General features: G+C 37.6%; 8 protein-coding genes. 5 read left to right on the top strand and 3 right to left on the bottom strand.

From position 1 onward, the window contains the following. Positions 1 to 15: 15 nt before the first annotated feature. The 5 genes from ACXAGJ_RS11345 to ACXAGJ_RS11325 all read left to right on the top strand — a co-directional run bounded on the left by ACXAGJ_RS11345 (position 16) and on the right by ACXAGJ_RS11325 (position 15,993). Positions 16 to 2,199, top strand: a complete 2,184-nt coding sequence (locus ACXAGJ_RS11345; RefSeq protein WP_474839910.1) for a hypothetical protein — start codon at positions 16 to 18, stop codon at positions 2,197 to 2,199. 2 nt (positions 2,200 to 2,201) lie between these two features. Next, the gene (locus ACXAGJ_RS11340; protein ID WP_474839908.1) at positions 2,202 to 2,585 is read left to right on the top strand and encodes a hypothetical protein; all 384 of its coding nucleotides are present in this window, start codon (positions 2,202 to 2,204) and stop codon (positions 2,583 to 2,585) included. A gap of 272 nt (positions 2,586 to 2,857) precedes the next feature. Next, complete coding sequence (locus ACXAGJ_RS11335; RefSeq protein ID WP_474839906.1) at positions 2,858 to 7,492, top strand: hypothetical protein; 4,635 nt, start codon at positions 2,858 to 2,860, stop codon at positions 7,490 to 7,492. Beyond that, entirely contained in the window at positions 7,485 to 9,581 is a 2,097-nt protein-coding gene (locus ACXAGJ_RS11330) for a fibronectin type III domain-containing protein (protein ID WP_474839904.1), read from the top strand. Before ACXAGJ_RS11335 ends, ACXAGJ_RS11330 begins: the two co-directional genes overlap by 8 nt. 10 nt (positions 9,582 to 9,591) lie before the next feature. Further along, the gene (locus ACXAGJ_RS11325; protein WP_474839902.1) at positions 9,592 to 15,993 is read left to right on the top strand and encodes a T9SS type A sorting domain-containing protein; all 6,402 of its coding nucleotides are present in this window, start codon (positions 9,592 to 9,594) and stop codon (positions 15,991 to 15,993) included. A 35-nt stretch (positions 15,994 to 16,028) separates the two neighbouring features. Here the strand turns inward: ACXAGJ_RS11325 and ACXAGJ_RS11320 are convergent, their stop codons facing one another. Genes ACXAGJ_RS11320 through ACXAGJ_RS11310 form a run of 3 tightly spaced genes read right to left on the bottom strand, consistent with a single transcriptional unit; the run spans position 16,029 to position 19,060 of the window. Next, positions 16,029 to 16,835, bottom strand: a complete 807-nt coding sequence (locus ACXAGJ_RS11320) for a 3-keto-disaccharide hydrolase (RefSeq protein WP_474839900.1) — start codon at positions 16,833 to 16,835, stop codon at positions 16,029 to 16,031. Positions 16,836 to 16,857: 22 nt separating this feature from the next. Further along, positions 16,858 to 17,910 (bottom strand): sugar phosphate isomerase/epimerase family protein, encoded by a 1,053-nt coding sequence (locus tag ACXAGJ_RS11315; RefSeq protein ID WP_474839898.1) that lies wholly within the window; start codon positions 17,908 to 17,910, stop codon positions 16,858 to 16,860. 4 nt (positions 17,911 to 17,914) lie between these two features. Then, positions 17,915 to 19,060: a Gfo/Idh/MocA family protein gene (locus tag ACXAGJ_RS11310; RefSeq protein ID WP_474839896.1), complete on the bottom strand. Its 1,146-nt coding sequence runs from the start codon at positions 19,058 to 19,060 to the stop codon at positions 17,915 to 17,917. Positions 19,061 to 19,063: the final 3 nt, after the last annotated feature.

The following is a 19,063-nucleotide window of genomic DNA, read 5'->3' as shown; positions in this document are numbered from 1 at the left end:
TAAACGCACATAGAAATGAAATTTACCATCCATATAAAAAGACTATTAGTTTCTATTTTATTCTTGCTAATAGGTTTCCAAAATAGTATACATGCTCAAGAGGATCCATGCCCTTTGGATATACTAAATAATGAATTGATTGAAGCGAATTCTGAACAAGTATTCAAACATTTTGAAACACATGCAGAGAATGCTTACGATGCCTGGCGTATTTTGTATGAGGCAGATAAGAATGCAGACCGATTAGATATAGTGAACCTCGAAAAGGTATCAGACTATTTAGTAAGTGTCCAAAAGTCTACAGATGAGGTGATTGATGAAATTAGGGTTGCTGGAAGCTATAGCTCCTGGGAAAAAACTGCATTTGGATCACCAACTAATTCAGCGAAAAAATTAAAGGAGGATGTCGAAAAAATTTATGATGATTATTTTGATAATGATCTGACCAAAGAAATTCTTATTGCTAATATTCAAAGAGCAATCAAGGAATCTTTTCTTCCAGAATCTATCAAAAGTGCAATTGCCAAGATAGAAGATTATAGCGCGCTTTCTAATGTGATCAGAGTTGGAGGAGAAGAGCTTTTCGCCTTGTCAAGTTCTTCTAACTCAGTACTGGTTAACTACGCAGCTAATTTGATTGAAGCACGAGCAACTTCTAAGATCGTAGATGATAAGACGTTCAAAACTGCCATAAGAGATGCAGAAGAGGTACACAGGTTACCAGCTATTGATGCAGTAGAGATTACCAATGGTAGTGGAGGGTTAGGAAGAATTTTTTCTGGAGAGTATAACGGACAATCAGCGATTTTTAAATTCGATAAAACTGGAAAACAAGATTATGATACAGTTCAGGAAATAGAAGATGTAGCAAAAGCTTTAGAACCTTATGACGGCCCCAAAGTGTTGGGGCGTGTTCGAGTAAAAGACATCAATGGTGTGTGGCAAGAAGCCGTAGCGCTAGAAAAAATTGAGGGTCATGATTTGTTTAGGCTCAGTACTCAATTTAAGAATGGAGAGGCGCTTGATCTTCAGGTTACAGAAACTCATCTGAATAAGATTGATGAAATAACAGAAAGATTAGCCAGCGAAGGGAAATTCTTTGACGAAACCAATCTGGGAGATTTCATGTTAACCAAGAACCCTGATCGTCCTGTGGTCCCTCTGGATATGTTCGTAAAAAGTGGAAACAAAAATGCTCAAGGGCTTTTAGATCATCAAGGGCTTCCTATTCGTAATACTGTTGTTGAGCTTATCAACAGCCCCGCTGCTGGATTGGCTAAATACAACAATATTCGGAAACATATAGGAGATGGAAGAATAAAAGCGTATTTGAATACCGCAGAGGCTAATACTTTTACAGAGATTTTACGAAAAGGGCATGCCGATGTACTTCAAGAAATAGACAAAATGGATGTTGATGATTTTGGAGAAATGGTGAGAGGCTACAAAGATAATCCGAAGGCTTTTGAAGATTCTTTAGCAGATTTAAATAAATTCAGTGGCAATTATGGGTGGCTTACCTATTGGAAACTTACACCAGATATTAAAAACTCCTTCAAAACGCTAAGAGAAGATTTAAAAGATAAAGACTTATTGCCTACTGGAGATGCTACTGAAATAGAATTAGCAACGCTACATGCTTTTACGGTAAAAGGGGATTTTATTAATGTTCCATTACGATATAATCAAAGTTACCTAGGAACTTATGCGGCTCGAGGAGTAAAACATTTACAATCTGCGCTCGATAAATTGAGAAAAGTAGATAGTAGACGTATTATGGGTGAGGTTTTCAGCGGTAAAACTTTTTCAAAAACTGATTTTGAATCACAGTTTGTGGGTGGAACAGGTAAGACAATAAGTTATAATAGCTTTGTGTCATCTACACTTAAGAAAGAAGTTGCAGAAGGATTTATAAAACTTACCGCCCAACACGCGGGTAGCGGAGAAAAAATAGCAGTGATACAACGAATTTTAACCAAAAATGGAGTATACATTGACGATCTTTCGGATTGGGGCAAGCATCTAGGAAAACAAAGACATGCAGATGCTGATGCTGCCGTTCAAGTTCAAGAAGAAGTGCTAATAAATGCTGGTAGTTTTAAACAAACTGCAGAACCTATAGCAATAAAAGATGTAAATGGACAACATCTAGAGATAGGAGGATATAAAGCCTATTATGTAGATTTAATTGAATTATAATTATGATGAAACGAATTACGCCAGAAAATTTGCCGGAGATTTTGGATGAAAACACTATAGAAACACTAGCCCATATGGCTAATGAAATTCCACAATCTAAAGAGTGGCATCAAATTTTTGAAATGTTATCTCCCCAAGATCTGAGAAAAGTGATGGATATGAGACTTTTAATTCAAGACAAAGATGTAGAAGCCAAAAAAGCATCAATGTCGGATAAAGAAAAAGAGGAGGAGAAGAATAAACGAAAAAAAATGCTGAAGAAAATTGAGGAGGATCCAAATACATTTTATGGAAATATGGGACAACCGGAAACTCCTCAAGATTTTAAAAATAGATATGGAGTCTGGCCTCCCGGTTATGACGACAATGGTAAAAAGATAAAATGATGAACAGCTAAAACAATCACCAAAATAGCTTGATAATAAGCAGCGACGGTGATAAGAACTTCTGTGTAACAGACAGAAACATTATTTGACACAGATCAAAAAACCCTGAAAACAGGGGTGTTTTCCCTTGGAATTATTAATAAAATTGTAGTGTGAATTATTGCCATAACCAGCAATACGTTTTTTTAAAAAATAGTTTTTGGAAAAAGATATGACCAATTAAGAATGTTGAATTTTATACTCTGGCTAAGATCTGCTTGGCTTTAAAACCTATGAATAACCTCATATCACTTATATTGTCTAGTTGTCTTCTTTTGTTTACAACAAATCACTTATCCGCAAAAGACAAACTTGTTTCTAAAACAAATATTTCAGTACTTGTTTCAGAGGTAAATAGTACTACCAAAGATAGCTTAACCCATCATGTAACTGATCGTACTAAAAAAGTTACTCCAACAAAATCACTTAAAAAGTTTAGGGATTTTAAGTCTCTAGAACAGTTTGATATACCGGTTCCTTTAAAAAAATCAAACAAGTTAAAGGTTCAAGAAGGGTTTCAGTTTAATAACACGACAGCATCATTACAAAACAAGAAATGGCTCGATATGGCAAACAATACGTTTGCTGCTATTGAGCAGACACAAAATTATGTAGATCTACTTTCAGATCAAACTCTTGGACAACTACCGGTAGCCATCCGTCCCACAGAGATTAGTAATGTAAAATATACTGTAGGTATTGCCAAAGCTGTTTTTAAACCTGCATTTACAGAGCTTACGGCCTTCCTAAAAGTAGAAACTGCTAGAGGAACACTAATTTTAGGAGCTACAGATATCAAACTTTCACATGAGGGAGGTATTATAGGTGATGCAAAACTTAACCTGATCTCTCAATTTACATTCAACATCAATAACGGTAAAGCTGTTGTAACACTCAATGGTAGTTTTGAGAATCCCGCAACTTATGCTACTATAGATTGTTCAGGATTTAAAGAATTAGGAATAGATGCAGATCTTAAATTTTCCAATGGATTGCTATATCCTGTAGATGAGGATGGAAAAGAAAGATTGGGATATGTCGAAGGGAATTTCAAAACGATAGTAAGCGATTGGAATGATATTGTAGCAAACATTACGCTTCCAGAATTTGGAATGAAGGGGTTAGAAGGAACTACTTTTAAATTGAATACAGCCATATTTGATTTTAGTGATTTGCGTAATGACCAAGCTATGCCACAAGATTACGTGAGCAAATACTACAGTGAAAACCCAACACTTTGGAGAGGAGTCTATATCAATACCCTAGAAGTTGTTTTACCCAAAGCTTTCAAAAAAAATAACAGTGACAAACGCGTTTCATTTGGAGCATCTAATCTGATTATTGATGAGAAGGGTATTACTGGGAAATTTGAAGGTGAAAATATTCTAACTATAGATGAAGGTTCGGCATCCAAATGGAAATTCTCCTTAGATCGATTTCTTTTAGACATAGAAACCAATAGCATAAAAGCAGGTGAGTTTAGCGGGGAGATGCTATTGCCAGTATCAGAGGTTGATCGTTTGAAATATGATGCTATTATCCGTCCGGATGAATATAGTTTCAGAGTGAGTAGTACCAATGAGATTGATTTTGATGTATGGAGTGCAAAGGTGATTCTAGCCAAAGATTCATATGTTGAAATGAAGATTGAGGACGATAAATTTAGACCGAAAGCTAATCTTAATGGATCGGTAAATATTCAATCAGGACTAAGTAGTGGTTCTAGCGGCAATACCGTGGATTTTAAAGGGATCGTATTCGAGAATATGCTACTCCAGACAGAATCCCCAAAGTTTTCGGTGGATTACTTTGGATACAAAGGCAGTATGAGTGTAGCCAATTTCCCTGTCACACTGAATGAAGTAGGGTTAAGAACACCTGCTGGTGATCGCGCCGAGTTGGTCTTTGATTTTAATATCAATCTTACCTCCGAGAGTGATGGAGGTAATGGTGGAGGGGCAAAGTTGGCCATCAAGGCCAAACTCGAAGATGAAGGAGGTAGAGACCACTGGAAATATGATGGAGTGCGTTTGGAGCGAGTATTTGTCGAGATGGAAGTTGCCGGACTCGAACTTAAAGGTGCAATTTTCATCTTTGAGGATGATCCTACATACGGTACCGGGTTTGCAGGAGCAGTGGGGGCCAAATTTAGTGTTGGAATGAATTTGGAAGTAGAAGCCAAAGCGCTATTTGGACGCAAAGAAGATTTTAGATATTGGTTTGCCGATGCCCAGGTTACGTTACCTCAGGGAATTCCAATTTTTACCGCGTTTTCTATAAATTCCTTCGGGGGAGGTTTTTATAATCATATGAAAATGTCCGGGGTTAATCGTCAACAAAATGCAGCATTCAATGATATTGGAGCCTCAACGTCTGGGGTGGTTTATGAGCCTTATAAAGAAAATGGTTTTGGACTCAAAGCCACCGTTGGATTAATAACTACTGGGTCAGAGGAGTTGTTTCACGGTTCTCTTGAATTTGGAATCGCATTTCTTAATTCTGGAGGGCTGCAGGAGATTTATTTCAAAGGAGAAGGAGAACTTATTTCCAGTATTCCTGGGGATTTTTATGAAAAACTTCAGGATAAACTTGCCCTTATTTCTCAAGGAGCCGATGCTATAATACCTGCGTATCAACCTGAAGGGGCCATGTCTGCTAATGTATTTATAAAGTTTGATTTTGTAAATGATGTTTTTCATGCAACATCAGAATTATATATCAATTTTGGGATTCTAAAAGGAGTTGGACCTAATGGCCGTGCTGGATGGATGGATTTTTATGTCTCTAGAGACAAGTGGCATATCCTTATCGGTACACCAAGTGACCCGGTAGGAGTAAAGCTAAACTTAGGAATACTAAAACTGAAAACCGAAAGCTATTTTATGGCGGGAGACGGTCTCCCAGGAAGCCCGCCTCCACCGGATATGGTGGCCAACATATTGGGTGTGGATGCAGCAAAATTAGACTATACACGTGATATTAATCTATTGGATGCAGGAAAAGGGTTGGCTTTTGGAGCACATTGGAGTATGACTACTGGGGATATTCGTTTCCTCATTTTCTATGCACGGTTTGATGCGGGAATTGGCTTTGATATTATGCTAAAAGATTATGGTGATGCCCATTGTAAGGGATCAAGTGAGCAAATTGGATTAAATGGTTGGTATGCCAACGGACAGGCGTATGCATACTTGCAAGGACAGATTGGACTAAAATTCAAGTTATTCGGGAAGAAAAAGAAAATAGTCATATTCGCAGGGGGTGGTGCCGTATTGATGCAGGCCAGGCTTCCGAATCCGGTGTGGTTAAGAGGGTATCTTGCTGGGAAATATAATTTATTAGGAGGCCTTATTAAAGGAAGGTTTAGGTTCAAAGTTGAATTAGGAGACAAGTGTGAAATTGTTGGAGGTAGTGCTCTTGATGGAATTGTAGTGATTGGAGATATGACACCGAAAGAAGGAGCTAGCGATGTGGATGTTTTTGCAGCACCACAAGTGGCATTCAACTTACAAATAAACAAAGTGTTTGAATTGCCTGATGATACTGGCGACAGAAAGTACAAGATCCTTATGGATACGTTTGAAGTCACTAAGGATGGACAACCCATTGTAGGAGAATTAGAGTGGAATAACAGTAATGATATTGCAGTGTTTTATTCCCATGAGATCTTACCTCCAAAATCTAATATAAAGGCCTATGTTCAGCTACATTTTGAAGAATTTATAAATGGAAAATGGGAAACCATTATGGATGATGGAAAAATAGCAACAGAATCCAAAGAAATTAATTTTACAACAGGAACAGCACCAGAGACTATACCACTTAACAATATAGCATATATGTATCCCACGGTGGATCAAAAGAACTTTTTCATAAAAGAGTATGATAAAGGGTATGTCAATCTGAAAAGAGGACAATCTTATTTATTTGATGCGGTACCTACATGGGATAAAACGATCACCATAACTTCAAATGCAGGTGAAATCCTTACCAAGGGATACTCTTATAATCCAGCGGCCAGACAAATTGTATTCAGCTTGCCCAAAGAGATTGCTACAGAGACTGATTATGCAGTTTCAGTAAAACTGGTTCCCGACCAGATGGATACAGATAGTAATGTTACCGATACTTATGTATCCAAAGATGTGGGAGAAGGGGAGTCTGGTAATGAGGTTGAGGTAAGGTCAAGACAACTCGAAGATGTAATTATAAAAGGAGATGAACGAGAGTTGTTGACCTTTGAATTTGCAACAAGTACATATGAAACTTTTGATAAAAAGATGAATGCCATGAAGAATCGTAAAGATTTATATGAGCATGTCACTCATCCTTATGGACTGACACTATTAACAGGTATCGATCCACTAGAGCCTTTTGATTTGGTAGAATTGGTGGGTAACAAGTATTCTGGAAATGTACCGCTTATCATTGCAAGAGCAATACCTGATAATTCCTATTATCAAAATCAAATTTATCCTTTGTTGTATGAAAATTATCCGATTGAAGGTGAAATATCAGTATCAAGAGAAACCGACAAAGTAGGAATCCCTCCTGTAGAAGGTGTAGAGCCTATGTCTTGGTATTTGACCTATTTAGAAAACGATTACACAGGCGAAATAAGCGATTATAATCCCTACAGATATAATCTTACACATTATTATCACCAAGATTATGAGGATTTGCGATATCAATTAGTAAGCTCAGATTTACCTTGGGAGTCGATGACCAGATATAAAAAACTGATAATAGATCCTTTCCCTTTGATGAAGAAAGGAAAGTATAAAACCAAACTTCAGTATGTACTACCAGGTCAGGTTAAGAATGGAGGAGATAAAACTATAAAATTCACAAACCCTTTATATGACTAATACATTGAAAAACATATTAGGAACTATGTTAGTGTTGCTCTCTGTTTTTGGGTTTGCCCAAGAACCTATAGGAGATGAAGAACCTGCTGTACAGGTCATAGGTACTGTTACCAAGGATGCAATTATGCTACGATGGGCTGCAAATACTCCATTAGCATGGAAGTATGCTAATGAATATGGATATATGATCGAACGTAGAACTATAGCCATTGGTCAAGAAATGATAAAAGACCCTATTGTAAAGAAATTAACGGTATCTCCTTTAAAACCGCAACCTATCGAAAACTGGGAATCATGGGTAGATCAAAATAACAATGCAGCTATAGCTGCTCAAGCGATTTATGGAGAAGATTTTAATGTAGAGTTAGAAGGGGATAGTAATGGTTTGATGAGTATTATTAATCAGGCCAAAGCATTAGAACAAAGATTTTCTTTTGCGTTATATGCAGCAGATCAGGATTTTGAAGTTGCAAAACTTTCTGGCTTGGCTTATATCGATACTGATGTAAAACCCAACGAACGTTATTTGTATAAGGTGTATACTATGATCCCTCCAGAGAAAAAACAAGTGAAATTTGGTGGAGTGTACCTGGGGCTGAATGATTTTAGACCATTACCAGAACCTAAAGATTTTGTCGGAATTTTTGGAGATAGAACCGCCATGCTAAGTTGGGACTTCAATCTGCTAAGAAGAGAATACAATAATTATATCATCGAGCGATCTGATGATTTTGGAAAGACTTATAAGTCGTTAGAAGGAGTTCCCATTGTGAACATGAGTGAAAAAGAGAAAAAGCCTACTGATCGGATGTTCTACGTAGATACTTTACCTCAAAACAATAAAAAATACTTTTATAGAATCAAAGGAATTTCTCCATTTGGTGTTGTAGGTCCTCCTTCTAAGGTCACCTCTGGAACTGGAAGAAAAGCCATGCATTACAATCCGGCTATAAATGAAGCCAAGTTGCAATCCGATAATACTACTGTTATAATTAACTGGGAATTTCCTGAAGAAGGTTTAGAAGCTATCGATTATTTCGAATTAAATCGTTCCAATCAAATAAAAGAAGGATATCAGGTAGTGGTTCCTAATATTTCCAAAAATACGAGAAGTATTACTTACAAAAACCTAGATGTTATCAATTATTTCACAGTAACCGCTGTTGGTCTTGACGGAACAAAACGAACTTCATTTCCGCAGATGGTACAACCTGTAGATGATACACCACCTGCGATTCCTATTGATCTTAGAGGAGTGATAGATTCTACGGGAATTGTACAACTCAATTGGCAATCTAATACTGAAGCTGATTTCTTAGGGTATCGAGTGTTTAGAGCAAATCTGGAAAATGAAGAGTTTACACAAATCACTTTCCGTCCCATTGCAGAAAGTAATATTACAGATACAATCAATATTAAGACACTAAATAATAAGATCTATTATAAAGTACAATCCTTTGATAAGCGTTATAACCCTTCTGGGTTTTCAGAAATATTAGAACTCAAAAAACCTGATATTATACCACCCACTCAACCTGTATTCAAATCGTTTAAAGCAGACAATGGGGTTATCGAACTAAAATGGATCACCAGTAGTAGTATTGATGCAGCCAAAACCTTGGTTTACCGAAAAGAAAAAGGGGCGAATACTTCTTGGGAGTTGGTAGCTGATATTAATCTTCCGAAGGATACTTTTAAGGATATATCAGTTCGGCCCAAAGTACCCTACCTCTATACTTTGATCACTATGGATGAATCGGGGCTAGAATCTGAGCCTATTAAACCTTTAACAATTAGTTTACCAGATAATGCTGCAAAACCCGAAATAGAGAGGTTTACGACCTTGGTGAATAGGGAAGAAAAATACATCTCATTAAGTTGGAAATATAAACAGAGCAATGTGGTCGAATTTTTATTGTATCGCGCAGAAGAGGAACTAAAGCCGACTTTATATAAGGTTTTTGATAAGCAGGATGATAATTTTTCGGATAGTAATTTAAGAGTCAACACCAAATACACTTATGTATTACAAGCTGTGTTTGAAACAGGAGCGAAATCTCCTTTCAAGAAAATCGAAGTAACGTATTAAAGACATAGGTATGAAGAAAATATTAACTTTACTTATACTTATTTTTGGAGTGCTTTCTACAATGGCACAAAGTCAATATACTTTAACAATAGATGGGTATGTTGGACAGGGGAGATCAAGTTGTGGTAGTGGGAGTAATGGGTTAAAAAGGATTATAGTACATTATGAGCGAGGCGCTCCTAGAACAATTCATGATTTTGGGCGTTATATCAATCGGGATTTTGACTATACCGTTAATTTTGATCGATCAAACAGAATAGTTCGTTTAGAATTTCGATCCACCTCAAGGGATAGAAATAGTTTTGGTGATTGTAGTCGTAGTTATCACGATACTAAATTTATTGATTTTTCCACCTTTTGTTTGATAAGAAATTATCAAAAAGAGGATTTCCTGGAAAGAAGGTTTAGACGAGGCAATGTCCTTATCTCTATAGTACCTAATATAGACCTTTCTTTTGCAGACGGAACACCAGCAAATAGAATAAATTCCGGATGTGAAAGTGGATCTATAGATATCAATGCAACCTCTGGATTTGCACCTGCTAATGATATTTATAACTGGGAATTTTATGACCCGGTAAATACAGAAACTCGAAACCACCCTGATTATCAGGCATTGATAAATGCCGAAGCACGTGCAAGAGGTAATTGGTTAAATTGTATAAGAACAGGAGATCCAGATAGATGTATTGCACAAGAGTTCGCATGGATAGCCGCTCAACAGGCTTTAAATTCCTACACAGGACCTACGACTATACAGGTTTCCGTATGGAGACCAATACCTAATAAAACAGGTCAATCCAATATTGCATTAAGATTACAGGATTTGTACAACAATTCAGCAGATCGGGAAGCGGCGGTTAATCAAAACATTATCATTAGAATGAGTCCAAGTTGTAATGTTTTTAATGCCAGAACTAACGAGGTTACTATACAATACTTACCTGATCCGCCAGAGGTAACCAGAACAGAAATTGATCAGCCAACGTGTTCCTATTCTGGCGATGCAGGTTTTAGTTTGTTTTTTGACAGGCAGATTAACAGTTTTGAAGCGGTCAATATTAATCTACTAAGAAGGCTTGATAATGGAACAACCTATGTTCCGCATGATAATAATACCAATATCCGCTCATTTACTCAGGTAAATGCAACTACTTATAGATACGACTGGAGAACTAGCTCGGGAGTAAATTTAACCGATGGTCAATACAGAGTTGAAGTAACAGGATATAGAAGAGGGGGAAGTAGCTCAGCTCCGTTTTGTGATCCTTTTATTCGCAATTTCACAATTTCTGCTCCAACCGAGGTTCAATTTACTACATCAAAAATTAGGGATGAATTTTGTCCAGATGCTAATGATGGACAAATTAGAATCACTGCTTCCGGAGGATCAGGAACCTATCAATATAGACTTAATCCTTGGTTGTCCTGGCAATCTTTACCAAGCTCCACCTATACAGTTACCAATTTATCTCCAAGGAGTTACAATATTAGTGTTAGGGATAGTCGAGGTTGTGTAGCCCAGAATAATATTCCTGCACCTATTACTATATTGGAAAAAGATCCTATCGAACATCCACAAAATACGGGGAGTGTATTAGTAACTCATCCTGGAGCGCCTGGAGCTAATGATGGTTCCATTCAAATTGCAAGTGTTGGAGGGGGAACACCATTTACAAATAGTACAGGAAATTATTATAATTATACCTTGTTTGTAAATGGTTCAAGTACCAATACAGTGGCTCGTGCTACTGTTAATGGGTTTACTATAAATGGACTTTCGGCAGCAAATTATCAAATTCAATACACAGATAATAATGGTTGTGTTTCAGACTTAATTTCTTTACCAACACTGGTAGATCCTCAACCTATTACATTCAACATTCAAAAACAAGATCCATCATGTTCTGATGCCAATGATGGAAGGTTAACTCTAACAAATTTGGCTGGAGGATATCCTCCATACCTAATTACCTGGAGAAAAGATGGTAATGCTTATGGTGCAGTCAATGCTACTTCAGTTTCAGGAGATCAAGGAAACTATGAGGTTGTTGTTACAGATAGTAGATCTGGTAGGCGAGAGCAAACAAATATTCGATTTGACAATGTACCTTTACCGATCGCAATCGCTGATATTGCGATACAGCCTATAACTTGTTTTGGGGGCGAAGCAACGGTAACTGTTACGGCTTCGGGAGGAGCTTCTGGAACCTATCAGTATGCTTTATGGAATGGCAGTAATACCGTTTGGCAGAATAGTAATGTTTTTAATCTAAGAGCAAATACGAATACAGGATATATTTTTAGAGTTAGGGATAGAAATACAAGCTCTTGTATTTCGGAAATTTCTGCTAGACAATTTATCAGCCAACCTTCAGAAATAAGAGTTACTTCTACCAATACTATAAATAATAACATTTTTGGTGATAATCAAGGAAGTATAGTGATTACTATTGCAGGAGGAAATCCTAATTATACAGTAAATTGGGAAAGAAATGGAACTTCAATTCCTAATACTGGAACTTCCATTTCGGGTCTAATTGCGGGAATTTATGTGCCTGTAATTAGAGATGCTAGTAGTTGTGTTGTACGAGGAACAGGAATAACCATAACCGAACCTGATGAGTTACTAGTGACTATTGTAGAGAATACCGCCGTACCGTGTCATGGAGAAACAGGGATTTTGCGTGCAAATGTTACAGGAGGTTCTGGGTCATATACTTATGAATGGTTTCGAGAAGGGAATGCAATCGGCGGACAAACCTCTGCAATACTCCCTAATGTACAAAGTGGGAATTATAGTGTTCGGATTAGAGATGGATTTACTTCAAATCAGGATACTCATGTGTTGGGAGAACCAGATCCTTTAGGTTTATCATTATCAAAAAGGGATGTTTCTTGTTTTAATGGAACCAATGGACAGATAATGCTAACTTCTCAGGGAGGAACTAGACCTTATGAGTTCTCAATAGATAACAGACAATCCTATATTTCAGAAAACGATTTGACCAACTTTACTATAGAAGGTTTAAGTGATGGAGCTTATGAGGTATGGATAAGAGACGCAAATGGTTGCGAATTATCATCCCCAGAATCTATTACGTTAATAGCACCAGATGAAATTGTAATAACTCAAACAGCACTTGATTATGTTACCACTATAGGAGGTACCAACGGAAGCATTGCAATTAGTGTTAGTGGTGGAGTAGGTACCTATAGCTATTCCTGGACAAAATTAAATGATCCAACATTTACAAGAACGACCGCGAATATCGATAACTTATCTGTAGGATCTTATACGGTTCAGGTAAGAGATAATAACAATTGTTTGGTAGAAAGAACATTTGAAATGTTAGAGCCATTACCACTAGAAGTAAATATAACAGTCGAAACACCAATTTTGTGTCACGGAGATGTTCTTGGAGAACTTGTGGCAACAGTTTCAGGAGGATATCCTATAAATGCTACACCGGCGGATTTTGAGTATCAATGGTATCGTATAGAGAATTCTATTGAAACACCATTAAATACTGATCTGACATTGGATAGATTAACAGATCTTCCTGCGGGAACATATAGAGTTGTAGCCACAGATATCACACGGGTAAATAGTGATGATGTTATAGACTTGACCCAACCAGATGATTTGGTGGTTAACCTTGATAATGTATCTCATATAAATTGTTACGGAGATGCCACAGGTGCCATAGAAGTTACCGTGGTTGGTGGCCCTAGAGATGCTAGTACTGGACAGTATCTCCCTTATGCATTTAGATGGTCCAAACAAGAAGATCCAAGTTTTCAAGCAGCGACAGAAGATCTTGAAAATGTAACTGCTGGAACATACGAATTAGTAGTGATAGACGATAATTTATGTACTACCACATTAGTTCCATCTGTTGAGATAAGACAACCAGACGCCGCTTTAGAAATTTATGATGTAACCCCCGTTAATCTTACAGGTTTTCAAACCCAAAATGGAAGTATTTCTGTAGAAGTAAGAGGAGGAACAATACCCTACACTTATGAGTGGAGTGATCTTGAGGATCCGAGTTATACTTCTAGTAGTCAGGATATAGATAATTTGTCTATAGGGAGATATAGGTTATTGGTTACGGATGATAACAATTGTACAACTTCAATTGTTCGAGAAATTACTGAACCTAACCAATTGATAGTGAACATTACGCCGCAAACTGACGATGAAGGAATTCAATGTAATGGTGAGCGTACTGTTTTACCTTTGGTAACCACAACAGAAGGTGGGGTAGGATCATATACCTACGAATGGTTTGAACAACAAGACCCTTCTAGGGTATTGTTTACCGCATCAGCAACCGAAAATGTTATAGCGGGAGTTTACACTGTTGTTGTAACGGATGAAAATGGGAATACAGATAGTGATACCTATGAGGTAATTCAGCCTGATGAAATTTCTATTACCGAAAGTGTTAGAGATTTATTATGTAGAGGTGATAGAGATGGTAGTATTGATATTTCAGTAACAGGAGGGGTTCCTCCGTATACGTATCGTTGGAGTAATGGCGAATCTTCTCAGGATATCTCAGACTTGACGGCAGGAATTTATGGTATTACCATTATAGATACTAGAGGTTGTGTGTTCGAAAGAGATATAGAAGTCACACAACCAACGGGGTTATTTGTTTTGGGAGATATAGAAAGAGTTTATCCCTCTGCCGATGGTATAAGAGATGGTAGGATTACTATAAATATTGCAGGAGGAACACCTCCTTATCGTTATGAATGGAGAGATTTTGACGGAATCTTACAAAGTTCTACTACAAATACGATTAGTAATTTAGGTATTGAAAAATACTCTGTAACTGTTATTGATGCTAATAATTGTGTGTTATTCATAGAGGATGTTGATTTATTCGAGCCTCCTGCGTTGGAAGTTAGTATTGAACCCGTAAATGTGATTTCTTGTTTTGGAAGTTCTACATCTGGAAGTCTAAGTGCAATTGCTGTTGGAGGAATACCCTTTAATTCAACAAAACAATATAATTACCAATGGTTCAATGCAGATACTAATACTTCTGTTGGTATAGATAGTTATTTATTACAAGGAATACCCGCAGGGAATTACTATGTTACAACAACAGATGCGGTTGGGACAAGTAGTACAAGTGTAGTGTTTGAAATTACCCAACCAGATCCATTAGTGGCAGTTTTAGAAGCGGATTATATGAATTGTGGTGATGAAAATGACTGGACGATTATCCCAAGAATAGAAGGAGGTACTGCACCTTATACATATGTTTGGAATAATGGTGCTACTACCGAAAGATTATCCAATATGATTGCAGGTACTTATAGTGTGGACATTGTGGATGTAAGAGGCTGTCAAACTTCGGCTTCTATTACGATTAACCTTCCTGAAACTTTATCTACTTCAGCATTGATTACAATTCCTACTTGTTTTGGGGGGTGTGATGGAGCTATCTTGTTAGAAACACAGGGAGGAACTGGTCCATATACCTACCAATGGAGCAATAATAGTAATGACGAGGATATCGTCAATGTTTGCTCCGGAACGTACATGGTACTAGTAACTGATGCCAAGGGATGCCAAATCACGAGAGAATTTGAAATTGGAGATCCAGAACAACTTACTATAGAATTAGGAGAAGATGTCACACTTTGTCAAGACCAAACTTTTACGCTGAATGCAACTATCGATGACCCTAATGCAAGTTATGTATGGACTTCAGATAATGGATTTAGTAGTACACAGCCAGTTATCGAAGTGATAGATATTGGTATTTATGAAGCTGTGGTTACCGATTCTAATGGATGTATAGCTAGAGATACTATTTTTGTTGATAGATCCGATGAGATCATTTCTGCCCAGTTTATTGCTTCTACTCAAGTATTTACTGGAGAAGAATTTGTAATTGTTGATAATAGTGATCCAGAGCCGGATTCTGTAGATTGGATTTTTCCCGATGACGCTATTGTCATTTATGAAGATGATGATTATGCAGAATTACTATTTGAAAATCCCGGCGAGTATGAAATTACACTACAAACCTATATCGGACTGTGTACAACATCAGTGACAAAAAGGGTAATAGTGGTAGATAAAGAATTTGAAAACGATGATCCAGATGGCGACAATACTGCGGAAATAGAGAGTTTTATAGACTATCTTGTTTACCCTAATCCAACGAGCAATGGTCAGTTTACTGTAGACGTTCACTTGAAAAATGCACAAGATATAAGTCTAAAGGTTTTTAATATTACCAACAATACTTTGTTAGATTCTAGATCAGGACAAGCCAACGATACGTACTCTTTTGCATACGATATGTCAAATTTACCTACGGGAATATATTTTATTCTTTTGGAAACCAATACAGGTAGTCAAGTGCGAAAACTGGTAATTGAATAGGTGAAAATAATAAGGTTCTTTTCTCCGGGTCGTTCTTACAACTCTCTAATCCAGATGTTACGATATTGAACAGGGTTACTATGATCTTGTAGTTTGATAGGACCTTTATCATGAGCTGGATTTTTAGGAGGACCGATGTACTCGGTAGTACCTAAAATTTCTACGTGATCTTGCACTAGTACTCCGTTATGGATAACTGTAAAGGTACCAGATTTTGTTTTTTTGCCCTGATCATCAAACTCAGGAGCATGAAAAATGATATCGTACGTTTGCCATTGATCCGGAGCTTTTGTAGCATTTACCAAAGGAATATGTTGTTTATACACCGATGTAGCTTGTCCGTTACTATAAGTTCGGTTTTGATAACTATCCAAAATTTGAACTTCGTATTTGTTCTGAAAAAAAACACCACTATTTCCTCTTCCTTGTCCTTCACCTTCGATAACATCTGGAGCACTCCATTCCAAATGTAATTGTACACTCCCAAATGTTTGTTTGGTTTGTATATCTCCGGTACCAGGTTTTACAGTCATAGTTTTGTCTGCATTAATAGTCCAACCAGCCTTAGAAACGGAGTCTTTTGCAGAAACCCATTGTTCTAGATTGTTGCCGTCAAACAACACGATGGCGTCAGAAGGCACATTGTTTTCATCAAACGATACCGCTTTTGGTTCTGGCTCCCATATTTCAGTAGCTTTTGGATCTGTAATTTCTTGCCCGGATACTTCAGGCTTAGTCTCTTCTTCCTGTTTGGTTTCCTCGACCTGTTCGGTAACAGTAGTTTTTTCTTTGCATGAATAAATAAGCCCTATTAGAGACAAAAGTAGAATCGCTTTTTTCATTGTAGTACCGTTGTTTATAGGTTTATAATCCTAATATTTTTTTCAGATGTTCTTTATCAATTTCTGCTCCGGCAAAATCATCAAATGCTTTTTGAGTAGCTTCTATGATATGACTTTGGATGAAAGGAGCTCCCTCTTTTGCTCCTTGTTCAGGAGATTTGATACAGCATTCCCATTCCATCACCGCCCAAACATCACATCCGTATTGAGTAAGTTTCGAAAATATAGTTTTAAAATCAACCTGACCATCACCAGGAGAACGATATCGACCGGCTCTATCAATCCAATCACTATAACCACCAAATGCACCTTTTTTACCATTCGGGTTAAACTCAGAGTCTTTTACATGAAAAGCTTTGATAAATTCGTGATAATGATCTATATATTCAATATAATCCAATTGCTGCAATACAAAATGACTAGGGTCATACAATATATTTACTCTTTTATGATTTCCTGTAGCTTCTAGAAAGCGTTCAAAAGTAACCCCATCATGAAGATCCTCTCCAGGATGAATCTCGTAACACACATCTACACCTTCGTCTTCAAAATGATTAAGTATAGGAAGCCATCGATTTGCAAGTTCTTTAAATCCCATTTCTACCAAACCAGCTGGGCGTTGCGGCCAGGGGTGCATCGTATGCCAAAGTAGAGCACCAGAAAAAGTAGCGTGGACATTTAGTCCTAATCTTCTACTTGCTGTAGCGGCATTTTTTACCTGTTGCACGGCCCATTTGGTTCGCTCCTTAGGATTGTTTTTATATGAGTCGGGAGCAAAGTTATCAAACATAATATCATAAGCGGGATGCACTGCCACCAACTGACCTTGCAAATGGGTAGAAAGCTCGGTAATCTCTAATCCATATGATGCTATTTTACCTTTTAACTCATCGCAATAGGTTTGACTTTGTGCGGCTTGTTCCAAATCGATTAATCGGGTTTCCCATGTTGGGATTTGTATGCCTTTGTATCCTAGTTCTGAAGCCCATTTGCATAATCCATCAAGGGAGTTAAACGGAGCAGAATCGTCCATAAATTGAGCAAGAAATATAGCAGGTCCTTTGATCGTTTTCATGTGGTTAGATTTTTGTCCATGAAGCATTATTGTTACTACTCTCTACAGCTGCGTAGATAAATTTCATTCCGCGTACGCCATCTTTTACGGTTGGGAAATCTAGAGAAGCTGATTGTGATTGGTTATTTTTTACGTTAAGCAACTCTTGCGCAAAGCTTCTGTACATTGTGGCAAAACCTTCTAGATACCCTTCGGGATGTCCTGCTGGTATGCGCACATAATTAGAGGACTCGGGATACCCTCCATTACCTCCAGGGGTGAATATTTGCTTTGTGCTTTCTAACCAACGTACAGTGAGTTCATTGGGATTTTCTTGGTACCATTCGATACTTCCTTTGGTACCGTATACTTTTACTCCTAAATTATTTTCTTCACCAGTGGCGATTTGAGAAAAGGTCATCACTCCCTTAGCTCCATTATCAAATCGTAATAAGATATTACCATCATCATCTAGTGTTCTCCCTTCTCCAAATGCAGAGAGATCGGCGGCTAATTCTTCAATTTGTAGTCCAGTGATATATTCAACTAGATTTTCTGCATGTGTACCGATATCACCCAGAGCACCTCCGATGCCAGATCTTTTGGGATCGACTCTCCAGGCCGCTTGTTTCTGACCTGTTTTTTCTACAGAGGTGGCTAACCATCCCTGTAGGTATTGTGCACAAACTTTACGGATATCTCCCAAATCTCCTTTGGCAATCATCGCTTTGGCCTGCTTTACCATCGGATAGCCGGTATAGTTATGCGTAAGCGCAAAAACTTTTCCTGAAGAATGAACTATTTTCTCTAGTTCCAAAGCTTCCTCCAAAGTTAGTGTCATTGGTTTATCACAAATCACATGAAAATCATGTTCGAGGGCCATTTTTGCAGGTGGAAAATGCATATGGTTTGGAGTTACAATGGAGACGAAATCCATTCGTTCTTCCTCAGGAAGTTTGGCTTCTTCAAGAATCATCTCTTCAAAACTACCGTAAGCACGTTCTTTTGGGATTCCTAAAGTCTCGGCAGAAGCTAAGCTTTTTTCAGTACTACTAGAAAAAGCTCCGCACACAAGATTGATCATTCCATCGATACTAGCAGCTTTACGATGCACATCTCCTATAAATGAACCAATGCCACCGCCTACCATTCCCATTTTGAGTCGGGTCATATT

This window comes from Aquimarina sp. AWH4_224 (assembly GCF_056160245.1).
The sequence above is the reverse complement of the archived record's forward strand: the minus strand, read 5'-3'. Positions and strand labels throughout refer to the sequence as shown.

Excerpts from the sequence above, each read along its gene's own strand:
- ACXAGJ_RS11345 (WP_474839910.1), top strand. The coding sequence starts at position 16 with ATGAAATTTACCATCCATATAAAAAGACTATTAGTTTCTATTTTATTC.
- ACXAGJ_RS11340 (WP_474839908.1), top strand. The coding sequence starts at position 2,202 with ATGATGAAACGAATTACGCCAGAAAATTTGCCGGAGATTTTGGATGAA.
- ACXAGJ_RS11335 (WP_474839906.1), top strand. The coding sequence starts at position 2,858 with ATGAATAACCTCATATCACTTATATTGTCTAGTTGTCTTCTTTTGTTT.
- ACXAGJ_RS11330 (WP_474839904.1), top strand. The coding sequence starts at position 7,485 with ATGACTAATACATTGAAAAACATATTAGGAACTATGTTAGTGTTGCTC.
- ACXAGJ_RS11325 (WP_474839902.1), top strand. The coding sequence starts at position 9,592 with ATGAAGAAAATATTAACTTTACTTATACTTATTTTTGGAGTGCTTTCT.
- ACXAGJ_RS11320 (WP_474839900.1), bottom strand. The coding sequence starts at position 16,835 with ATGAAAAAAGCGATTCTACTTTTGTCTCTAATAGGGCTTATTTATTCA.
- ACXAGJ_RS11315 (WP_474839898.1), bottom strand. The coding sequence starts at position 17,910 with ATGAAAACGATCAAAGGACCTGCTATATTTCTTGCTCAATTTATGGAC.
- ACXAGJ_RS11310 (WP_474839896.1), bottom strand. The coding sequence starts at position 19,060 with ATGACCCGACTCAAAATGGGAATGGTAGGCGGTGGCATTGGTTCATTT.